General features: G+C 59.4%; 17 protein-coding genes. 12 read left to right on the forward strand and 5 right to left on the reverse strand.

Annotated features, from left to right (window positions below):
• Positions 1-137: 137 nt before the first annotated feature.
• Positions 138-2,888 carry a bifunctional acetaldehyde-CoA/alcohol dehydrogenase gene (gene adhE / locus GFC01_RS12005; protein ID WP_152947360.1) on the forward strand — a complete coding sequence of 917 codons (2,751 nt, stop codon included), beginning with the start codon at positions 138-140 and terminating at the stop codon, positions 2,886-2,888.
• 191 nt (positions 2,889-3,079) lie between these two features.
• Here adhE and GFC01_RS12010 read toward each other — a convergent pair whose 3' ends face one another.
• Both GFC01_RS12010 and GFC01_RS12015 read right to left on the reverse strand, forming a co-directional pair.
• Positions 3,080-3,919, reverse strand: coding sequence for an SDH family Clp fold serine proteinase (locus tag GFC01_RS12010; RefSeq protein ID WP_152947361.1), 840 nt, complete (start codon positions 3,917-3,919; stop codon positions 3,080-3,082).
• 71 nt (positions 3,920-3,990) lie between these two features.
• Positions 3,991-4,353: an AMP-binding enzyme gene (locus tag GFC01_RS12015; RefSeq protein WP_152947362.1), complete on the reverse strand. Its 363-nt coding sequence runs from the start codon at positions 4,351-4,353 to the stop codon at positions 3,991-3,993.
• 211 nt (positions 4,354-4,564) lie between these two features.
• On the opposite strand from GFC01_RS12015, the gene lspA reads away from it, so the two are divergent.
• Both lspA and GFC01_RS12025 read left to right on the forward strand, forming a co-directional pair.
• A complete protein-coding gene (lspA, locus tag GFC01_RS12020; protein WP_152947363.1) occupies positions 4,565-5,032 on the forward strand; it encodes a signal peptidase II in 468 nt (155 codons plus the stop codon).
• The gene (locus GFC01_RS12025; protein ID WP_341473942.1) at positions 5,019-5,939 is read left to right on the forward strand and encodes an RluA family pseudouridine synthase; all 921 of its coding nucleotides are present in this window, start codon (positions 5,019-5,021) and stop codon (positions 5,937-5,939) included. Before lspA ends, GFC01_RS12025 begins: the two co-directional genes overlap by 14 nt.
• Before the next feature lie 143 nt (positions 5,940-6,082).
• On the opposite strand, the gene GFC01_RS12030 is transcribed toward GFC01_RS12025, so the two are convergent.
• Together GFC01_RS12030 and comA are read right to left on the reverse strand one after the other, a co-directional pair.
• Positions 6,083-6,538, reverse strand: coding sequence for a DUF441 domain-containing protein (locus GFC01_RS12030; RefSeq protein ID WP_152947364.1), 456 nt, complete (start codon positions 6,536-6,538; stop codon positions 6,083-6,085).
• Positions 6,539-6,747: 209 nt separating this feature from the next.
• Positions 6,748-7,557: a phosphosulfolactate synthase gene (comA, locus tag GFC01_RS12035; protein WP_152947365.1), complete on the reverse strand. Its 810-nt coding sequence runs from the start codon at positions 7,555-7,557 to the stop codon at positions 6,748-6,750.
• A gap of 425 nt (positions 7,558-7,982) precedes the next feature.
• Between comA and GFC01_RS12040 the strand changes: the two genes are divergently transcribed.
• Both GFC01_RS12040 and GFC01_RS12045 read left to right on the forward strand, forming a co-directional pair.
• The gene (locus GFC01_RS12040; RefSeq protein ID WP_152947366.1) at positions 7,983-8,255 is read left to right on the forward strand and encodes a hypothetical protein; all 273 of its coding nucleotides are present in this window, start codon (positions 7,983-7,985) and stop codon (positions 8,253-8,255) included.
• Positions 8,252-8,614 (forward strand): toxin-antitoxin system TumE family protein, encoded by a 363-nt coding sequence (locus GFC01_RS12045; protein WP_152947367.1) that lies wholly within the window; start codon positions 8,252-8,254, stop codon positions 8,612-8,614. Before GFC01_RS12040 ends, GFC01_RS12045 begins: the two co-directional genes overlap by 4 nt.
• A 28-nt stretch (positions 8,615-8,642) precedes the next feature.
• Here the strand turns inward: GFC01_RS12045 and GFC01_RS12050 are convergent, their stop codons facing one another.
• Entirely contained in the window at positions 8,643-9,950 is a 1,308-nt protein-coding gene (locus tag GFC01_RS12050; RefSeq protein WP_152947368.1) for an MFS transporter, read from the reverse strand.
• A 177-nt stretch (positions 9,951-10,127) separates the two neighbouring features.
• On the opposite strand from GFC01_RS12050, the gene GFC01_RS12055 reads away from it, so the two are divergent.
• The 7 genes from GFC01_RS12055 to GFC01_RS12085 all read left to right on the forward strand — a co-directional run.
• Positions 10,128-10,403: a YqhV family protein gene (locus GFC01_RS12055; protein WP_152947369.1), complete on the forward strand. Its 276-nt coding sequence runs from the start codon at positions 10,128-10,130 to the stop codon at positions 10,401-10,403.
• 348 nt (positions 10,404-10,751) lie between these two features.
• Positions 10,752-11,312 (forward strand): bifunctional pyr operon transcriptional regulator/uracil phosphoribosyltransferase PyrR, encoded by a 561-nt coding sequence (pyrR, locus tag GFC01_RS12060; RefSeq protein WP_279233474.1) that lies wholly within the window; start codon positions 10,752-10,754, stop codon positions 11,310-11,312.
• A gap of 173 nt (positions 11,313-11,485) precedes the next feature.
• A complete protein-coding gene (locus tag GFC01_RS12065; RefSeq protein WP_152947370.1) occupies positions 11,486-12,418 on the forward strand; it encodes an aspartate carbamoyltransferase catalytic subunit in 933 nt (310 codons plus the stop codon).
• 74 nt (positions 12,419-12,492) lie between these two features.
• Positions 12,493-13,782, forward strand: a complete 1,290-nt coding sequence (locus tag GFC01_RS12070) for a dihydroorotase (RefSeq protein ID WP_152947371.1) — start codon at positions 12,493-12,495, stop codon at positions 13,780-13,782.
• Between the two features lie 60 nt (positions 13,783-13,842).
• The gene (carA, locus tag GFC01_RS12075; protein ID WP_152947372.1) at positions 13,843-14,937 is read left to right on the forward strand and encodes a glutamine-hydrolyzing carbamoyl-phosphate synthase small subunit; all 1,095 of its coding nucleotides are present in this window, start codon (positions 13,843-13,845) and stop codon (positions 14,935-14,937) included.
• A gap of 131 nt (positions 14,938-15,068) precedes the next feature.
• Positions 15,069-18,281 carry a carbamoyl-phosphate synthase large subunit gene (gene carB / locus GFC01_RS12080; RefSeq protein ID WP_152947373.1) on the forward strand — a complete coding sequence of 1,071 codons (3,213 nt, stop codon included), beginning with the start codon at positions 15,069-15,071 and terminating at the stop codon, positions 18,279-18,281.
• 104 nt (positions 18,282-18,385) lie between these two features.
• Positions 18,386-18,713 (forward strand): FAD-binding oxidoreductase (locus tag GFC01_RS12085; protein ID WP_243137534.1); only part of this gene is annotated, 328 nt, incomplete at its 3' end.

An 18,713-nucleotide genomic window follows, 5' to 3' on the forward strand; every position in this document is an offset into this window, starting at 1 on the left:
AATTAATGGAAAACAAAAGCTTCTAACCCCTCTTTTCTTTGGACCTAGTTTTGGCCCGCCCCCGCGGGCATATTCCTTTTTAACGGGGAAATAATGTAGACGACTGATGACCGAACCACAATTGGAGGTGCCGGCAGATGGTGGAGGAAAAAAGCCTTCCCCAAAGTGATCCCGGTAAACAATTGCCCGAAAAGGGTTTCGCGGACATCGACACCCTGGTGGAAAAGGCCAACCGGGCGGCCCGGGAGTTTGCCCGTCTGGACCAGCAGGCGGTGGACCGCATTGTTCTGAACATGGCCCTGGCCGGGCTGGACAAGCATATGGAACTGGCCCGCCTGGCGGTGGAAGAAACGGGCCGTGGTGTATACGAGGACAAGGCCACCAAGAACATCTTTGCCACCGAGGCGGTTTACCACAGCATAAAGTACGCCAAAACTGTGGGTGTGATCAGGGAAAACGAGGAGGAGGGCTACCTGGAGTTGGCCGAGCCGGTGGGGGTGGTGGCTGCCGTGGTGCCGGTGACCAACCCCACCTCCACTACCATGTTCAAGTCCCTGATCTGCGCCAAGACCAGGAACCCGGTTATTTTCAGCTTCCACCCGGGGGCGCAGCGCTGCAGTGCCGCCGCGGCGCAGATCATGCTGGAGGCGGCGGTGGCCGCCGGGGCGCCGGAAAACTGCATCGCCTGGATAGAAAACCCCAGTTACGAAACCACCGGCTATTTAATGCGCCATCCCGGCGTGGCGCTAATTGTGGCCACCGGCGGGGCCGGGCTGGTGCGGGCCGCCTACAGCACGGGCAAACCGGCCCTGGGTGTGGGGCCGGGCAATGTGCCCTGTTACATCGAAAAGACGGCCAACCTGCGGCGGGCGGTCACCGACCTGATCATGAGCAAAACCTTTGACAATGGACTGATTTGCGCCTCGGAGCAGAGCCTGATCATCGACCGGGAAGTGGCTGAAGAAGTCATTTCCCTGATGAAAGAGAACGGTTGCTATTTCCTCAATGAGGAAGAAACCCGCCTGCTGGAGTCCGTTGCCGTGGAACAGGATACCTGCACCTTGGACCCCCGGGTGGCCGGCCAGTCCGCCGCCAGGATTGCCGAAATGGCCGGTTTCTCCGTTCCCCCGGGCACCCGGGTGCTGGTGGCCGGCCTGCCGGGAGTGGGGCCGGAGCATCCCCTGTCCATGGAAAAGCTCAGTCCCATCCTTTCATACCACATTGTGGACAGTTTTGAAGAGGGGACGGAACTTTGTGAGAAAGTGGTGGAATACGGCGGCCTGGGTCATACGGCGGTAATTCATTCCGAAGACCGGCGGGCCATCGAACATTTTTCCCGCCGTATCCGCACCGGGCGGATTATTGTCAATTCTCCGGCCACCCACGGGGCCATCGGTGATATATACAACGTAAACACGCCTTCCTTTACCCTGGGCTGCGGTTCCATGGGCAGTAACTCCACCACCTCCAATGTCAGTGTGGAAAACCTGATCAACATCAAGCGGGTGGCCCGGCGCCGGGTAAAGCTGCAGTGGTTCCGGGTGCCCGAACGGATCTATTTCGAACCCGGGTCCATCCAGTACCTGCGTAAGCTGCCCGGGGTGGAAAGGGCCTTTATCGTCACCGATCCGGTCATCAGACAACTGGGATTTGTGGACAAGGTGTTGTACCATCTCAACCGCCGCAACAACCGGGTGGTTACCGAGGTCTTTTACGAAGTGGAACCTGACCCCTCGGTGGAAACGGTGCGCCGGGGCTGCGCCGTCATGAACCGGTTCAAGCCCGATACCATCATTGCCGTGGGAGGCGGTTCGGCCATCGATGCCGCCAAGGCCATGTGGCTTTTTTACGAATACCCGGAAGTGGAGTTTGAGTTTCTGAGATTAAAATTCATGGATATCCGCCAGCGCACCTATAAATATCCCAAGCTGGGACGCAAGTCACAGCTGGTGGCCATTCCCACCACCAGCGGCACCGGTTCGGAAGTGACGGCCTTTGCCGTGATTACCGACAGGGGGGAACAGGTGAAATACCCCCTGGCCGACTATGAACTGACGCCGGACGTGGCCATCATCGATCCCGATTTTGCCCGTACCATGCCGGCAAAGGTGGCTGCCGACACGGGTATGGACACCCTGGCCCACGCCCTGGAAGCCTACGTTTCGGTCATGGCCTCGGATTATACCGATGCCATGGCTGCCAAAGCGGTGGAACTGGTTTTTCGCTACCTGCCCCGTTCCTACCGGAATGTTGAAGACCACAAGGCCCGGGAAAAAATGCACAATGCCTCCTGCATCGCCGGCATGGCCTTTACCAATGCCTTTCTGGGGGTCAACCACGCCCTGGCCCACCAGCTGGGGTCCGCCTTCAACATCTCCCACGGGCGGGCCAATGCGGTGCTGCTGCCCTATGTGGTGGCCTACAACGCCAGCCGGCCGGCCAAGTTTGTTTCCTTCCCCCAGTATGAGTATTTTCACGCTCCCGAAAAATACCGGGAACTGGCCCGCCTGCTGGGCCTGCCGGCAGGTACGGTGGGGGAGGGTGTGAAGAGCCTGATCGGGGCCATCTTCCAGTTGCTGCAGGTTCTGGACATGCCCCTGACCCTGTCCGGCCTGGGGGTTAAGCCTTCCGCCTTCGCCGCCAAAATTCCCGAGCTGGCCGACCGGGCCTTTGCCGACCAGACCGTTACCACCAACCCCCGCTTCCCCCTGGTTCGCGAACTGGCCGATTTGTACCGCCTAGCCTACGGCCCGCCCCTGTCCCGGGAAGTGGATGAAGGGTTGCTGGATTTCTCCCTGCTCCGCATGGACGGGGAGGGTAAAATTGACCCCGGGCTTTACCAGGAAACAGGTGTGCCGGACATCAAGCCGGAAAGCCCGCTGCAGTAGGAGCGTGACAGGAGCGTGACAGGGGACGGTTCTTTGACACAAAAAATGTGTTAAGGAATCGTCCCCTATCTCATTGCCCGATATGACTGCAATGTGACACTGAAGAACCGTCCCCTGACACTCACGCGTGACAGAGAACCGTCCCCTGTCACACTTGTCACACTGGGGAACCGTTCCCGATGTGACTGTGACTATTGCCCGTTTCGGCCGGGTTCCCGGCTGTAGGGCAGGGGAATGTACTGTACCGACGGGCGGCGCTGGGGCGGCTGGGGGTACAGATCCATCAGGGCGTAAATCTCCGCCGGCAACTCTCCGCATACCGGCAGCCCCATGGCGGTCAGCTGTTCGCAGGTCAGGGGGTAGTCGTGGGTGAAGCGGCCGCTGGTGAGCAGTTCGGTAATCTCCCGGGCCTTTTCCGGGGGCATTTTTTCCACCAGCAGGCGGTAGATAAAATCGGCCACCTGGGTCATGGCCTTGCCGGCTATGTCGGCCAGGATCAGGGTGCGGTCGTCCACCCGCTCCCGACCCTTCAGCTGTACCGTTTCCAGGATGGAAGCGGCCGGCAGTTCACCCAGCTGGGGGTCCACCGGTCCCAGCACGGCGTTTTCGTCCATCACTATTTCGTCGGCGGCCAGGGCGATCATGGTCCCCCCGCTCATGGCATAGTGGGGCACAAATACGGTCACTTTGGCCTTATGCTTTTGCAGCGCCCGGGCGATTTGCTCTGCCGCCAGCACCAGTCCCCCGGGGGTGTGCAGCACCAGGTCGATGGGCATGTCGTCGGGGGTGAGGCGAATGGCCCGCAAAACCGCCTCGGAGTCCTCCACGTTTATGTAGCGGGAAATGGGTATGCCCAGGATGCTCAACGACTCCTGGCGGTGGATCAGGGTGATCAGCCGGGTGCCGCGCTTTTTTTCCAGACTTTGAATTAAACGGACACGCACCGCTTCCAGGCGGTACTGCCGTATGGCCGGCAAAAGGGCCATTAAAATAAAGAAAATCCAGAATAAGTCGCCAATGGAAAAGGGCATGGCTCTTTCCTCCTGTATCCGGTTATTAGCTTTTTTGTGAAAATTTTATCATAATTCCTGGATGCCTCCCATTATTTTTCACCAGAAGCATCATTCTTATGGCCATCCAGGAGATCCGCCAGCTTTTGCCTCTGCAGCTTGCCGCTTATGGTACGGGGAATGGCCGGAACCAGCACATAGCGAACCGGCCGTTCATCCGGAGCGATTTCCGGGCAGTTGGCCAGGTGGGCGGCCAGAACTTCCGGTGTCAGTCCTTCGCTGGAAGAAACCACGAAGGCCGTCGGCAATGGCGGTTCTTCCCCATTGACCACGGGGTCGACGGCCGCATCCAGCACTTCCGGATGACGGAGCAATGCTTCTTCAATGCGGCGGAAGAGAGTTATATCCGGCCCGTTTTCCCGGGAGTGGGAACCGTTTTTAACCAGCTTGAGCATGTAACTGCCTCCTTTGAATAAAATGGCTTTTCAGGTATTGCTGTTTCTTTGTTTTGCCATAATACCTTTTACTGGTTTTTTTCGTCAGTGGCCGGCGAAATCCTGCTTCCCCGGTCAAATGATTCCGTGCTGAAACGGTCATTTTGTGGTATGATATGTGGGAATTGCCTTATCCGTGCTGTTCAGCGATCATTTTCAGGGGGGATAGCCTTTGTTTTTCTGGGTAACAGCCCTGGCCGCCCTGGTGGTGGATCAGGTTTCCAAGGAATTGATCCAGCGCTGGATGTGGGAAGGGGAGTCCATAGCCGTGATACCCCATGTCTTTCACATTACCTATATCCGCAACCCCGGGGCGGCCTTTGGTTTGTTCCCGCACCGCACCGGCTTTTTCGTCGCCGTAACCCTGCTGGTGGCGGCCGCCGTGGTGGTGGCCCATTTACGCCTGTCCCCGGCGCGCCACCTGATGCGCATCTCCCTGGGACTGGTGCTGGGCGGGGCTGTGGGCAATCTCATTGACCGCCTGCGCTTTGGCCTGGTGGTGGACTTTCTTGACTTCCGCATCTGGCCGGTGTTCAACCTGGCCGACACGGCCATTGTCATTGGTGCCTTTTTGCTGGTGCTGGCGGTGTGGCGGGACGACCGGGAAACCGGGCAGGTGAAACCCGGTGCCGGACGTTAATTATTACCGGGTGGAAAATGAAAACGCCGGCCGGCGGCTGGATGTGTTCCTGGCCGGGGAGAGCCCGGATCTTTCCCGCTCCCATATCCAGAAGCTCATTGAGGAAGGCCTGGTCACGGTGAACGGCGGCCCGGCACGGGCCGGCTACCGGGTGAAGGCTGGCGACGAGGTGCTGGTGGAAATACCGCCGCCCCGGGAACTGGCAGTGCTGCCCGAGGACATCCCCCTGGATATCTTTTACGAAGACGGGGATGTGATCGTGATCAATAAACCCCGGGGCATGGTAGCGCACCCGGCGGAGGGCAACTACAGCGGCACGCTGGTAAACGCCCTGTTATACCACTGCCGGGACCTGTCCGGGGTCAACGGGGTTTTGCGGCCGGGCATAGTGCACCGGCTGGATAAGGATACTTCCGGATTGATCATGGTGGCCAAAAACGACCGCGCCCACCTGGATCTGGCCAGGCAGTTGCAGGACCGCCGGGTGACCCGCCGCTATATCGCCCTGGCCCACGGCGGCTTTAAAGAGGACCGGGGCACGGTGGACGCCCCCATCGGCCGCCACCCCCGGGACCGGCAGCGCATGGCCGTGGTGGCGGGAGGACGGCGAGCGGTGACCCATTACACGGTACGGGAACGTTTTGGCCAGTACACCCTGCTGGAGCTGAAACTGGAAACCGGGCGTACCCACCAGATCCGGGTGCACATGGCCCATCTGGGACACCCCCTGGTGGGCGACCTGAAATACGGCCCGGCCCGGCCCCATTTCGGCCTGCAGGGCCAGTTCCTGCACGCGGCGGTGCTGGGGTTTGTCCACCCCGGCACCGGGGAATACCTGGAGTTCATCGCGCCATTGCCGGAGGAACTGCAGCGGGTGCTGGACAAGTTACGGGTTGACCAGAAGTAGATATTTTCGGGCTTCCTGCCCCAAAAGTCCATATTTTTTTATTATACCAGAATGGCGCTTTCCCTCCCAAAAGCTTATGTAGAATGTGGTCGGTGGCCTGTCGTGCCGCATCCTGTATTCCGGGCTATCGGGTTGGGTGCCGCCTATTGTTTTAACCAGAAGGCCAATTCCATGAACAGGGCGGTGATCCCGGCCGCCATCAGGGGCCCCACGGGCACGCCGCCCATGAACACTATGCCGAAAATGGACCCGATGACCAGGCCGAAAATAATCTCCGGCTGCAGCTGCAATAGCCGCAGGCCCTCGCCATTCAGGTGGGTGGCCAGCGCCCCGCCGAAAAGGGCCAGAAGCCCCGGCAGGGAGGTCAGGTTATACAGCATCTCCCGCTCATTGATCTTGCCGGTGGCCACGGGCACCAGGATGGACAGCAGCAAAAACAACAGGCCCACCTCCAGGCCGCGCCTTTCCAGCAGGGGGAAGAGAAAATTCAGGTTGGCCAGTTTGATGATCAAAAGCACGCAGGCGGCCATGGCAATGAGATTGGAACGGGCCACCAGGCCGATCAACAACAGCGCCACCAGCAGAGTGGTTCCATGCATGGCCATTCCCTCGCTCTAGATTAACTCTGGTTAACAATATGCCTGTTCACTGGTTCATATTACCAGGAAAAAAGCCCGTGGCAGGAGCCCGGGTTCGCCCCGTTTTGCGAATTACACCGGCGGGCATTCCCCGGCAAAGGCTGACCGGGGTAAAAGGAGCAGGCTCCATTTTACCCCGGCCGGCGAAGAATTGACGGATCCTCCTATCCTTAAACGGTCCCGTCACATAAGGTAGCCTTGAACGTATCCGCCCGCAGCCCCACCCGCAAGGCTTCCACGGCCAGCACCTCCCGGGGCGGGATGTTGCCCAGGTTCACATTGGGGCCGAAACGCAGGATCAACTCCTGCTGCTGGTCCTTTAACGGCGCTTCCCAGATCAATACCCGCGGGTCCCCGATGGCGGCCATCAGTTCCTCAAAATCATCCCGGATAAACTGTCCCTTTTCGTCGTAGATCCCCACGTTCATGCCCGACTCCCGCCCTTCCATGATCACCCGGTAGGCGCCATTTTGCAGATCCCGGTGGATCTGGCGGATTATTTCCTGAATGGGGCAATGAATATCCTTTTTACCCACTTCCGTCAAAACCTTGAATCCCATCCCGGCGGCGGTGGCTATGGCCCTGTCTCTCACCTCGTCGGACATATTGATTGTGCCGTCGGAAACCTCAATGGCCGTGAACCCCAGATGCCTGGCCAGATAAAGGAACTCCTCCAGCTTTTCCTGTATAATGGCCACTTCCAGGAAGGTTCCCCCGGGGTAAACATCCATGGCGAAAGACTTCACCAGCTGAACTTTCTCCTCCAGCACCTCCGGCGCATACAGGGCGGCGGTGCCGAAACCCAGCTTGTAAAAGTCGATATACTGGCCGCACACATGCAGGATGTCCTTTGTCTCCGCCAGGCCCAGGCCCTTGTCGATGATCATGGTCAGGCCCTGCTGCCTGGGTTTGGGCATCCGCCGTCCCAGGGGGAACTGGAGGAAGTCCGGCCACGATAGTATGGTTGCCTGTGCGTGCATAATCACAGCTCCTTTCGCGGATTGCCATCGCCCGGGGCAAAACCAGGCGACCAGTGCCCGCGCCTTTCTTTTGCGGATTACGCAGCCGCCGGTTGTCAAACCGGGCGAACATGTCCCGCACCTCCTTTAAAAACCAGACTCGCCGCGAAAGTCAGCCATGTTCATAGAAATATTAAGGAACGGGGGGAAAGGTTACCCTGGAAAAAAAGGCAAAAAATGCCCATGATCATTAGGAGTGAATTGAAACCCTCGTGATTAAGAGCAGGGTTATCGCTATGGATTGCCCCTGTTAACAGGATATGGTATAATCAAAAAGTGTAAAAGCTTTATTTACACGGGGAGATACCAGGAGGTGTATGCTCAGGACGGTAACCTTTCTGAGATCGTGAAAAAATTCCCTGTATTATAACGAGGAAGGTGTTAGCATGAAAGCAACTTTGACTATTGAGGAATTTCCTATTATTAGGGATGCCCTTAAGAGAGAAATGGCTCTCTTAGAGGCAAAGCTCCAGTTAATAAAGGAAGAAGTTAATGGGTTTGAAAAAAGGTTTAATATGTCCTCAAGTAAATTTATCCAGGATTTTGAACAGGGTATACTTGGAGATGATCAAGCCTTTTTTGAATGGTGGGGGTTAGTGCGGGGTGCTATCAAATTGGAAGAGAAGATGTCAAAAATCAAGGCGGTGCTATCTTCTTGATATTAACATATTTTAGGAGGGTAGAGCGGAGAATAGCGAATATAAAAATTATATCTGATAAAAAAATTGACTTCAAGGAGATTGATAGTGATGAAGGACTGATCCGTGGCACAATTGTTTTTATAAATGGTTATATACTTGAATTTATGGAGTATATCGAGCACGGGAAAAGATTAAAATACAGGTTTCATTTAATGGATAAGGAAAGAAAAATGATTTTCAGATTCGATAATGCACCACATTATCGAAACCTAACGTTTCCCCACCATAAACATACTCCAGACGGAGTTGTGGAATCAAAGGAAATGGGTATCATTGAGGTTTTAAAAGAAATTGAGACATTAATTTTAATGGTTTGACTAAAAGCTATCTATCCCCCCGCGACTCCTACCGCTTCCGCAGGGCAAGCCCGTACACCGGCCGCGCCTCCCCCGACAAAGCCGCCTTTGCCGGGGGAGAAGGAGCCGGCTCCTTTCCCGCCCCGGCCGGCGAAGGGCCGCGCATGTCCCGCACCCGGATGAGCACCGCCGCCAGCAGGGCGGTCACCCCGGCCAGGCCGGCGGCACCCCAGAACATCACCGGCAACCCATGCCCCATCAACACCCCGAAAAGGGGCGGTCCCAGGGCCACGCCCATAAACCGCACCCCGCCGTACAGGGAGGTCACCAGGCCCCGCCTCTCGGCCGCCGTGGCACTGGTGATGATGGTGTTCAGGCAGGGCAGGGTCAGCCCCGTGCCCACACCGGCCAGGGAAACGGCCGCAAAAAAGAGGTAGGTATTCTGAAAAAACCCCAGGCTGGCCAGGGAACCGGCCATCAGGGCCAGCCCCACCACCACCAGCCATTTCATCAGGGCCAGACGCCTTTTAATCACCCGCCCGGTCAGGTAGGAAGTGACGCACATAAACAGCACCGGTATGGCCAGGGCCGCTCCCTTGCGCACGCCGTTCACCTGGAACACCGTCTCCAGATGCTCCGACAGGAAAAACAGCACGCCAAAGAGGATCAACAGGGCCGCTGCTCCACCCAGGAAAGAGGTGAGCAGCATGGCCGATTTTTTTTCAAAAACCCTGGTGATGGAATGCAGGTACTGGCGCAGGTGCTGCGCCTCCCGTTTGCTTTCCGGTTCCCTGACCAGAAACCACACCCCCAGCACCACCGGCACCACCACCAGGGGGAAAAAAAGAAAGGCGGCGTACCAGGTGATCAACCCCAGCAGGGCGCCCAGCACCGGGCTGACCACCTTGCCCAGGCCGTTGGCCGCTTCAATGATGCCCAGGGCGGTGCCCCGTTCCCTGCCGGCAAAAATGTCCCCGGTCAGGGCCATGGCAATGGGCGCCGTGCCGGCCGCCCCGATGCCCTGCAGAATGCGCCCCCCCAGGATGGCCGGGTAGGCCCCGCCCTTAAAGAAAATGGCCGCCAGGCCGGCCACCACCCCGCCCAGGCCATAAAGGATTAAGGCCGGGGCGATGACCTTTTTCCGGCCGAAGCGGTCGGAAAGAAATCCGGCCAGGGGAATGACTATGCCGGCGGGGATGGAAAAGAGGGTGATCAAAAGGCTCACCCTGAACTGGGTCAGGTTCAGGGCATCCCTGATGGCCGGCAGCACCGGGATGAGCATGGAATTACCCAGAACCATAATAAAGGGTACCCCGCTCAAAGCGGCCAGTACCAGAACACGCTGATTTTTACGCATGGTGTGAAACCGTCCTTGTTTATATGATTATAGCCGGAGTAAACTTCTTCATCCGCGAGTTGTGGCAGCAATGATCATGACCGGTAGATTTATTTTCCCTTCCTCCTTCCGGACCTATGCATTTATCCCCCCGGGCAGGCATATGAAATTTTAGTAAAACCTGCCAGGAGGGGTATTATGTTTTTCTTGCTGGACCGTATCGTTTTGAGCATGGCCCTTTTGCGGATGCTTTCCTCGTCCATTGAATTTACCGCCGCCCTGCTCATGCTCCACTTCAACCGGGTGGAAACGGCCTTTAAGATAAACTGCCTTTTAGCCATGGTGGGGCCGACCGTGCTCTTCACCACCACCAGCCTGGGACTGGTGGGCCTGGCCGGGAAGGTCCCTCCTTCCAGCATGGTCATGATCCTGCTGGGGGTGGCTTTGATCTTCATCGGGATTAACCGGATGTAGGGGGGTGGGACTTTGTTGCTGGCGGTACCTGAACTGGAAAATCATTTCCTGATCTCAAGTGCCGTTTTCCCTGGAAAAGGATTTGTTCCCCTGCTGGTTGCCAAAAAAAAACAGCCCTTGACTTTTAGCCGGAATTCTATTATTATCATACAGAAAAACTGGAGTACCCTTGAAGTCGGTCCCGTGAGGCCGGCAAGGACCAGAGGACATAGGTTTTGCGTGAGAACCATGCCTGCTTGCCGGTGGCCAGCAGGCTTTTTTGCTGAAAGGGTCGGGGATGAGAACAGAATTGTTCCTCATCACCGGGGGAATTCGGGGTTATAGTAATGATTGGGGAGGTAGGTGGCGATGGGTACGGGGGAACAGTTCATGCGGCATAAGGCCCAGATCCTGGATAAAGAAGGGATCCGCCGGGCACTGACCCGCATTGCCCATGAAATAATTGAGCGAAACAAGGGGACGGAAGAACTGGCCCTTATCGGCATCCGCCGGCGGGGGGTGCCCCTGGCGGAAAGGCTGGCGGCAAAGATCAAGGAGATAGAGGGCAGTACGGTGCCGGTGGGTACCCTGGACATTACCCTCTACCGGGACGACTTAACCACCCTGGCCCAGCAGCCCCTGGTTCACCGCACCGAGGTGCCCTTCCCCGTTTCGGATAAAAAAATCGTGCTGGTGGACGATGTGATTTACACCGGCCGCACCATCCGGGCAGCCCTGGATGCCATCATGGACCTGGGGCGCCCCAGGGTGATCCAGCTGGCCGCCCTTATCGACCGGGGGCACCGGGAGCTGCCCATCCGGGCGGACTACGTGGGGAAAAACGTTCCCACCTCCCGCCGGGAAGTGGTGGCGGTGCGATTGCAGGAAATAGATGGTGAGGAAAGAGTGCTCATTTTGGAAAAGGATTGAAGGTGCCGTCTTTTAAAAACGGTCCGGAGAGGCCGGCAAGGAAGGCACTTTGAACTCCTGCCGGCCTCGCACCGGGTAAAAACCGGGCGGGGCTTTATTTTTGCGCGGTGAAATAAGTTAAAAAGTTGATAACCGGGGTATATATTAACTCCTTTTTTCGGGAGGCTGCTTATATGAACTGGACCCGCAAGGACCTTCTCGGTCTGGAAGACCTGTCACCTGAGGAAATAAAGCTGATCCTGGACACGGCCGTGCCCATGAAGGAAATCATCGGGCGCCCCATTAAAAAGGTGCCCACCTTAAGGGGGCGGACGGTGGTGACCCTTTTTTACGAACCCAGCACCCGCACCCGCACTTCCTTCGAGCTGGCCGCCAAATATTTGAGTGCCGACAGCGTGAATATTGCCACTTCCACCAGCAGCGTGGTCAAGGGGGAAAGCCTGAAGGATACGGCCCGGACCATTACCGCCATGGGCGCCGATGTGGTGATTTTGCGCCATTCCATGGCCGGGGCGCCCCACCTGCTGGCCCGCACCGTCCGGGCGGCGGTGATCAACGCCGGGGACGGCGCCCACGAGCACCCCACCCAGGCGTTGCTGGACATGTTTACCGTGCGAGAGAAAATGGGTGGACTGGCCGGACTGACTGTGGCCATGGTGGGCGACATACTGCACAGCCGGGTGGCCCGGTCCAATATCTGGGGCTTTACCAGGATGGGCGCCACGGTGCGGCTCTGCGGCCCGGCCACCATGATCCCCCCGCAGGTGGAAGCCATGGGCGCGCAGGTGTGTGCCACCATGGAGGAGGCCCTGGCAGGGGCCGATGTGGTGATGATGCTGCGCATTCAGCTGGAAAGGCAGCAGCAGGGCCTGTTCCCCGGGGTGCGGGAATACGCCCGCCTCTTCGGGTTGAACCGGGAACGGCTGGCCCTGGCCCGGCCCGGCGCCCTGGTGATGCACCCGGGGCCCATGAACCGGGGGGTGGAGATTGCCCCGGAGGTGGCCGACGGGGTGCAGTCGGTGATCAACGAGCAGGTGACCAGCGGCGTGGCCGTGCGCATGGCCCTGTTATACCTGCTGGCCGGGGGAGGGAAGGGCCAGGAATAGGTGGTCGGGCTAACGATTTACAACTGCTGGGGCGGTTGATCCGGTGGTTATCTCCATAGAGGAAGGGGATCCTGATGAATAAGTTGCTCATCAAGGGCGGCCGGGTGATTGACCCGCTCGCTGGTAAAATTATCACAGCCGACATTTTAATCGCGGACGGAAAAATTGCCGCCGTTGGTTCCGGTATTCCGGCGGGGGAAGGGGCGGTCATGGATGTGACCGGCAAACTGGTGGCCCCCGGTTTGATCGATATGCATGTCCACCTGCGGGAGCCCGGCTTTGAAGCAAAGGAAACCATCGAAACGGGCAGCCGGGCCGCCGCCCGGGGCGGGTTCACGGCCGTGGCCTGCATGCCCAACACCAACCCGGTGGCCGATAACGAAGCGGTCATTTCTTATATTCGGAGCAGGACTCAAGAAGCGGGCCTGGTGAAGGTCCACCCCATCGGAGCCATCACCCGGGGCAGCCGGGGGGAGGAACTGACGGAAATGGCCGCATTGAAGGAAGCCGGGGCGGTGGCCCTGTCCGATGACGGCCGGCCGGTGGCCTCGGCGGCGGTGATGCGCCGGGCCATGCAGTATGCCCGCATGGTGGGCCTGCCCATCATTTCCCACTGCGAGGAGCCGTCCCTGTCCAAAGGAGGGGCCGTGCACGAGGGCTATATGTCCACCTTGCTGGGGCTGCCGGGCATCCCGGCGGCCGCCGAGGAGATCATGGTGGCCCGGGACATCATCCTGGCGGAAGATACCGGCTGCCCCCTGCACATCGCCCACGTCAGCACCGCCGGATCGGTGCGCCTGATCCGGGAGGCGAAGGCCCGGGGTGTACCCGTAACGGCCGAGGTCACTCCCCACCACTTTACCCTCACCGACCGGGCGGTGGCGGGGTACGATACCGGCACCAAAGTCAACCCGCCCCTGCGCACGGAGGAAGACGTGGCGGCCCTGAAGGAAGCCCTGGCCGACGGTACCATCGATGTGATTGCCACCGATCACGCCCCCCACACGGTGGAGGAAAAGGATGTGGAGTACCAGCTGGCCCCCTTCGGCCTGGTGGGCCTGGAAACGGCCCTGGGGCTGGTCTGGACGGAACTGGTGGAACCGAGCATCTTAAGCCCGGTGGAGGCCATACGCAAGCTGACAGTAAATCCCGCCCGCATCCTGGGCCTGCCCGCAGGCACATTCCAGGTGGGGGCGGATGCCGATATAACCGTCATTGACCCTGAATTGGAAGAGGTGGTGGACCCGGCGGCCTTCGCCAGCAAGGGCCGGAACACCCCCTTTGCCGGCCGGCGCTTGAAGGGCCTGCCCGCAGCCACCATTGTTAGGGGAAAGGTGGTTTACAACCGCAGCCTTGCGGAGTAAAAAGCAACAGGGTTCCGGCTGTTAACTTTTTTCTGGATGTAAGGAAAGGGTGTGACATATATGCAGGCCATACTGGCACTGGAAGATGGTACCGTATATACCGGCCGGGCCTTCGGGGCCCGGGGGGAAAGCTGGGGTGAGGTGGTTTTCAACACCGGCATGACCGGCTACCAGGAGATCCTCACCGATCCCTCCTACTGCGGCCAGATCGTGGTCATGACCTACCCCCTGATCGGGAACTACGGCATCAACCGGGAGGACTTCGAAGCCAAAAGGTCCTTCGTCAGGGGGTTTGTGGTGCGGGAGGAATGTGACCGGCCCAGCAACTGGCGGTCCAGCTACCGCCTGTCCGACTTCCTGGCCCGGGAAGGGGTGGTGGGCATCTCCGGCATCGATACCAGGGCTTTAACCCGCCACCTGCGCAACCGGGGCACCATGCGGGGTGTGTTGAGCACCGGGTGCGGCGACCCGGCTCTCCTGGTGGAAAAGGCCCGGCACTGCCCCCAGCTGACCGGGCAGGAACTGGTGCCCGAGGTGGCCACCCGGGAAATATACACCCTGGAGGGCGGCGGCCACCGGGTGGTGCTGGTGGATTTCGGCTCCAAGCTGAACATCATCCGGCACCTCAAGGAGCGGGACTGCACCGTGGTGGTGGTACCCCCCACCACCACGGCACAGGAAATCCTGGCCCTTGATCCCGACGGCATCCTGCTGTCCAACGGCCCCGGGGACCCGGTGGACGTGCCCTACGCCATTAAAACCGTCCGGGAACTGATTGGCACGCGCCCCATGTTCGGCATCTGCCTGGGCCACCAGGTCATGTCCCTGGCCCTGGGGGCGAAGACCTACAAGATGAAATTCGGCCACCGGGGGGCCAACCACCCGGTAAAGGACCTGGCCACGGGCAAGGTATACATCACCTCCCACAACCACGGCTTTTCCGTGGATGAAGGTTCCCTGACCGGCCTGCCGGTGGAAGTGTCCCACCGCAACCTGAACGACGGCACCGTGGAGGGCATCCGCCATAAATACCTGCCCCTCTTTTCGGTGCAGTACCATCCGGAAGCCTCCCCGGGGCCGCGGGAATCGGCCTACCTGTTCGACCAGTTCATCGACCTGGTGTGCCGGGAGAAGGGAACCGCCTCGATAAGCTAGCATAAGAACAGGCGAACCGCCGGGGCCTGGCGGAAATTTATGCCAGGGGCCAGACCCCTGTGGTCGGTTAAAAAACAGGCCCGGCTACCGGTATTCGGTATTAACTTGTTTAAAGACAGGGAAGTGAGAGCATGCCGTTGCGCAAAGGGATTAAAAAAGTAATGGTTATCGGCTCCGGGCCCATTGTTATCGGCCAGGCGGCGGAGTTTGACTATGCCGGCACCCAGGCCTGCCGGGCGCTGAAGGAAGAGGGGCTTTCCGTGGTGCTGGTGAACAGCAACCCGGCCACCATCATGACCGATGCCCACATGGCCGACCGGGTGTACATCGAACCCCTCACCCCGGAATTCGTCACCCGGGTCATCCGCCGGGAAAAACCCGACGGCCTCTTGCCCAGCCTGGGCGGCCAGGTGGGGTTGAACATGGCCCTGCAGCTGGCCGGTGCCGGGGTGCTGGAGGCCGAGGGGGTGCGGCTTCTGGGCACGCCCCTGGAAGCCATCCGCCGGGCCGAGGACCGGGAGGAATTTAAATCCACCATGGAACGTATCGGGGAGCCCATCCCCGAGAGCACCATTGTCAGCAGTGTGGAGGAAGCGGTGGCCTTTGCCCGGGAGACCGGTTTTCCCCTGGTGGTGCGGCCGGCCTACACCCTGGGCGGCACCGGCGGGGGTATGGTGTACAACATGGACGAATTGCAGGCCACCGTCACCCGGGGGTTGAAGGCCAGCATCATCCACCAGGTGCTGGTGGAAAGGAGCCTGGTGGGCTGGAAGGAAATAGAATTCGAAGTGATGCGGGATAGGGCCGACAACTGCATCACCATCTGCAGCATGGAAAATATCGACCCCATGGGCATCCACACCGGGGACAGCATTGTGGTGGCACCGGTGCAAACCCTGAGCGATAAGGAATACCAGATGCTCAGGAGCGCCTCCCTGAACATCATCCGCGCCCTTGGGGTGGAGGGCGGCTGCAACGTGCAGTTTGCCCTGGATCCCCGGAGCTACCGCTATTATGTGATTGAGGTCAACCCCCGGGTGTCCCGCTCTTCGGCCCTGGCCTCCAAGGCCACCGGCTATCCCATTGCCAAGGTGTCCAGTAAAATTGCCGTGGGGTTCACCCTGGATGAAATTAAAAACGCCGTCACCGGCAAGACCTATGCCTGCTTCGAGCCTTCCATAGATTATGTGGTGTTGAAGTTCCCCCGCTGGCCCTTTGATAAATTTGCCCTGGCCGACCGCACCCTGGGCACCCAGATGAAAGCCACCGGCGAAGTGATGGCCATCGACCGCACCCTGGAAGGGGCTTTATTGAAGGCGGTGCGCTCCCTGGAAATCGGCCTTGCCGGGTTGATGGTGCCGGGTCTGGACGGTTTAACCGGTGAGGAACTGGAAAACAAGCTGGCCCGGGCCGAAGACATGCGCCTGTTTGTGGCGGCCGAAGCCCTGCGCCGGGGGATGCTCATGGAACGGGTGCATGCCCTGACCGGCATCGACCCCTTCTTCCTGGAAAAGATTCGCAATATCATCACGCTGGAAGGGGAAATTCGTAACCGGGGCGAGGCGGCGCTGACCTCTGAGGTATTGCGGCGGGCCAAGGAAATGGGTTTTGCCGATGCCTACCTGGCCCAGGCCGCCGGATGCGGCGAAGACCGGGTGCGCAGCCTGCGGCAGGAATACGGCATCAAGCCGGTGTACAAGATGGTGGATACCTGCGCCGCCGAGTTCGAGGCCGTCACCCCATACTACTATTCCTGCTATGACGGTGAGGACGAGGCCTGGAATACCAGTGGGCGCAAGGTGGTGGTGCTGGGCTCCGGTCCCATCCGCATCGGCCAGGGCATCGAGTTCGACTACTGCTCGGTGCACTCGGTGTGGGCGCTGCGGGAAGAGGGCGTTAAAGCCATTATCATCAACAACAACCCGGAGACGGTAAGCACCGACTTCGACACCGCCGACCGGCTCTATTTCGAGCCCCTGATTCCCGAGGATGTGCTGAACATACTGGAGAAGGAACGCCCCGAGGGGGTCATTGTCCAGTTTGGCGGCCAGACGGCCATCAACCTGGCCGCTCCCCTGGCTAAAGCCGGCATACCCGTGCTGGGCACGGCGGTGGAGGACATCGACCGGGCCGAGGACCGGGAACGGTTCGATCAGTTGCTTATCGAGCTGGGCATTCCCAAGCCGCCGGGCCGGACGGCTTTCTCGGTGGAGGAAGCGGTGAAGATTGCCGCGGAGATCGGTTTCCCCGTGCTGGTCCGCCCCTCCTACGTGCTGGGCGGCCGGGCCATGGAAATAGTGTATAACAACGATGAGCTGCTCAACTACATGGACCGGGCCGTGCGGGTGACCCCCGAACACCCGGTGCTGGTGGATAAATATCTGCTGGGCACCGAACTGGAAGTGGATGCCATTGCCGACGGGGAAACGGTGTTGATTCCGGGCATAATGAAGCATATCGAGCGGGCCGGTGTTCATTCGGGCGACAGCATAGCCGTCTACCCGGCCAGCCGGATGAACCCGCAGGTGAAGGAGCAGCTGGTGGACTACACCACCCGCCTGGCCCTGGCCCTGAATGTACGGGGAATGATCAACATCCAGTATGTGCTCCACCAGGGGCAGGTCTACGTGCTGGAAGTGAACCCCCGGGCCAGCCGCACCGTGCCCTATATGAGCAAAATCACCGGCATTCCCATGGTCAACCTGGCCACGAAGGTGATCCTGGGCCGGAAGCTAAAGGAAATGGGTTACAGCGGCGGCCTTTATCCAGAAAGTCGTTTTTTTGGCGTAAAAGCCCCGGTGTTCAGCTTTGCCAAGCTGCTGCAGGTGGATATCTCCCTGGGGCCGGAGATGAAATCCACCGGTGAAGTGATGGGAGTGGACGGCAGTTACCCGGCGGCCCTGTATAAGGCCCTGGTGGCTGCCGGTTATACCATTCCCAAAAACGGCACCATCCTGGCTACCATCGCCGACAGGGACAAAAGGGAGGCCCTGCCCCTGTTAAAGGGTCTGGCCGGTTTGGGCTATAAGATCTGCGCCACGGCCGGTACGGCGGCCTTTTTAAGGGAGAACGGCCTGGCGGTGGACCGGGTGAACAAGATCCACGAGGGTTCCCCCTGTATCGTGGATTTGATCCGGGCCGGGAAGATCCACCTGGTGATCAATACCCTTACCCGGGGCAGGGAACCGGAAAGGGATGGCTTCCGCATCCGCCGGGCGGCGGTAGAACACGGGGTGCCATGTCTGACCTCCCTGGATACGGCCCGGGCCATTTTCGAAGTGCTGGTTTCCATCAGGGAAGGGGCCGATCTGGACCTGGTTTCCATTCAGGAACTGGCCGGTTAGCTCCGGGCATTGCCTGTGCAAGGGGTTGTGCTTCACCGGCTGTCCGGAAGAATATGAAAAGCGGGTAGCGGAACGCCGTTGGCCGGACAAAGGGGGTTGGTGGTATGGTGGATGTGATGGCCTTAGTGAAACAGCAGGAACGGGTAGGGGCGGGTATTTACCGCCTGATCCTTGATGCCCCGGCCATATGCAGTGTAGCCCTTCCCGGGCAGTTTGTTCATATAAGGTGTGCTGGCGGACTGGATCCCCTGTTGCGCCGTCCCTTGAGCATTCACCGGGTGGACCGGGAAAGGGGGGAGCTGTGGCTTCTTTACCGGGTGGTGGGCAAGGGCACCTCACTGCTGGCCCAAAAGAAGCCGGGTGACCGCCTGGCCATAATGGGCCCCCTGGGCCGGGGTTTTACCCTGCCGGCGCCGGGGGCGGATGTGGTGC

It is taken from the genome of Desulfofundulus thermobenzoicus (assembly GCF_009428905.1).
Taxonomy (GTDB): domain Bacteria; phylum Bacillota; class Desulfotomaculia; order Desulfotomaculales; family Desulfovirgulaceae; genus Desulfofundulus_A; species Desulfofundulus_A thermobenzoicus.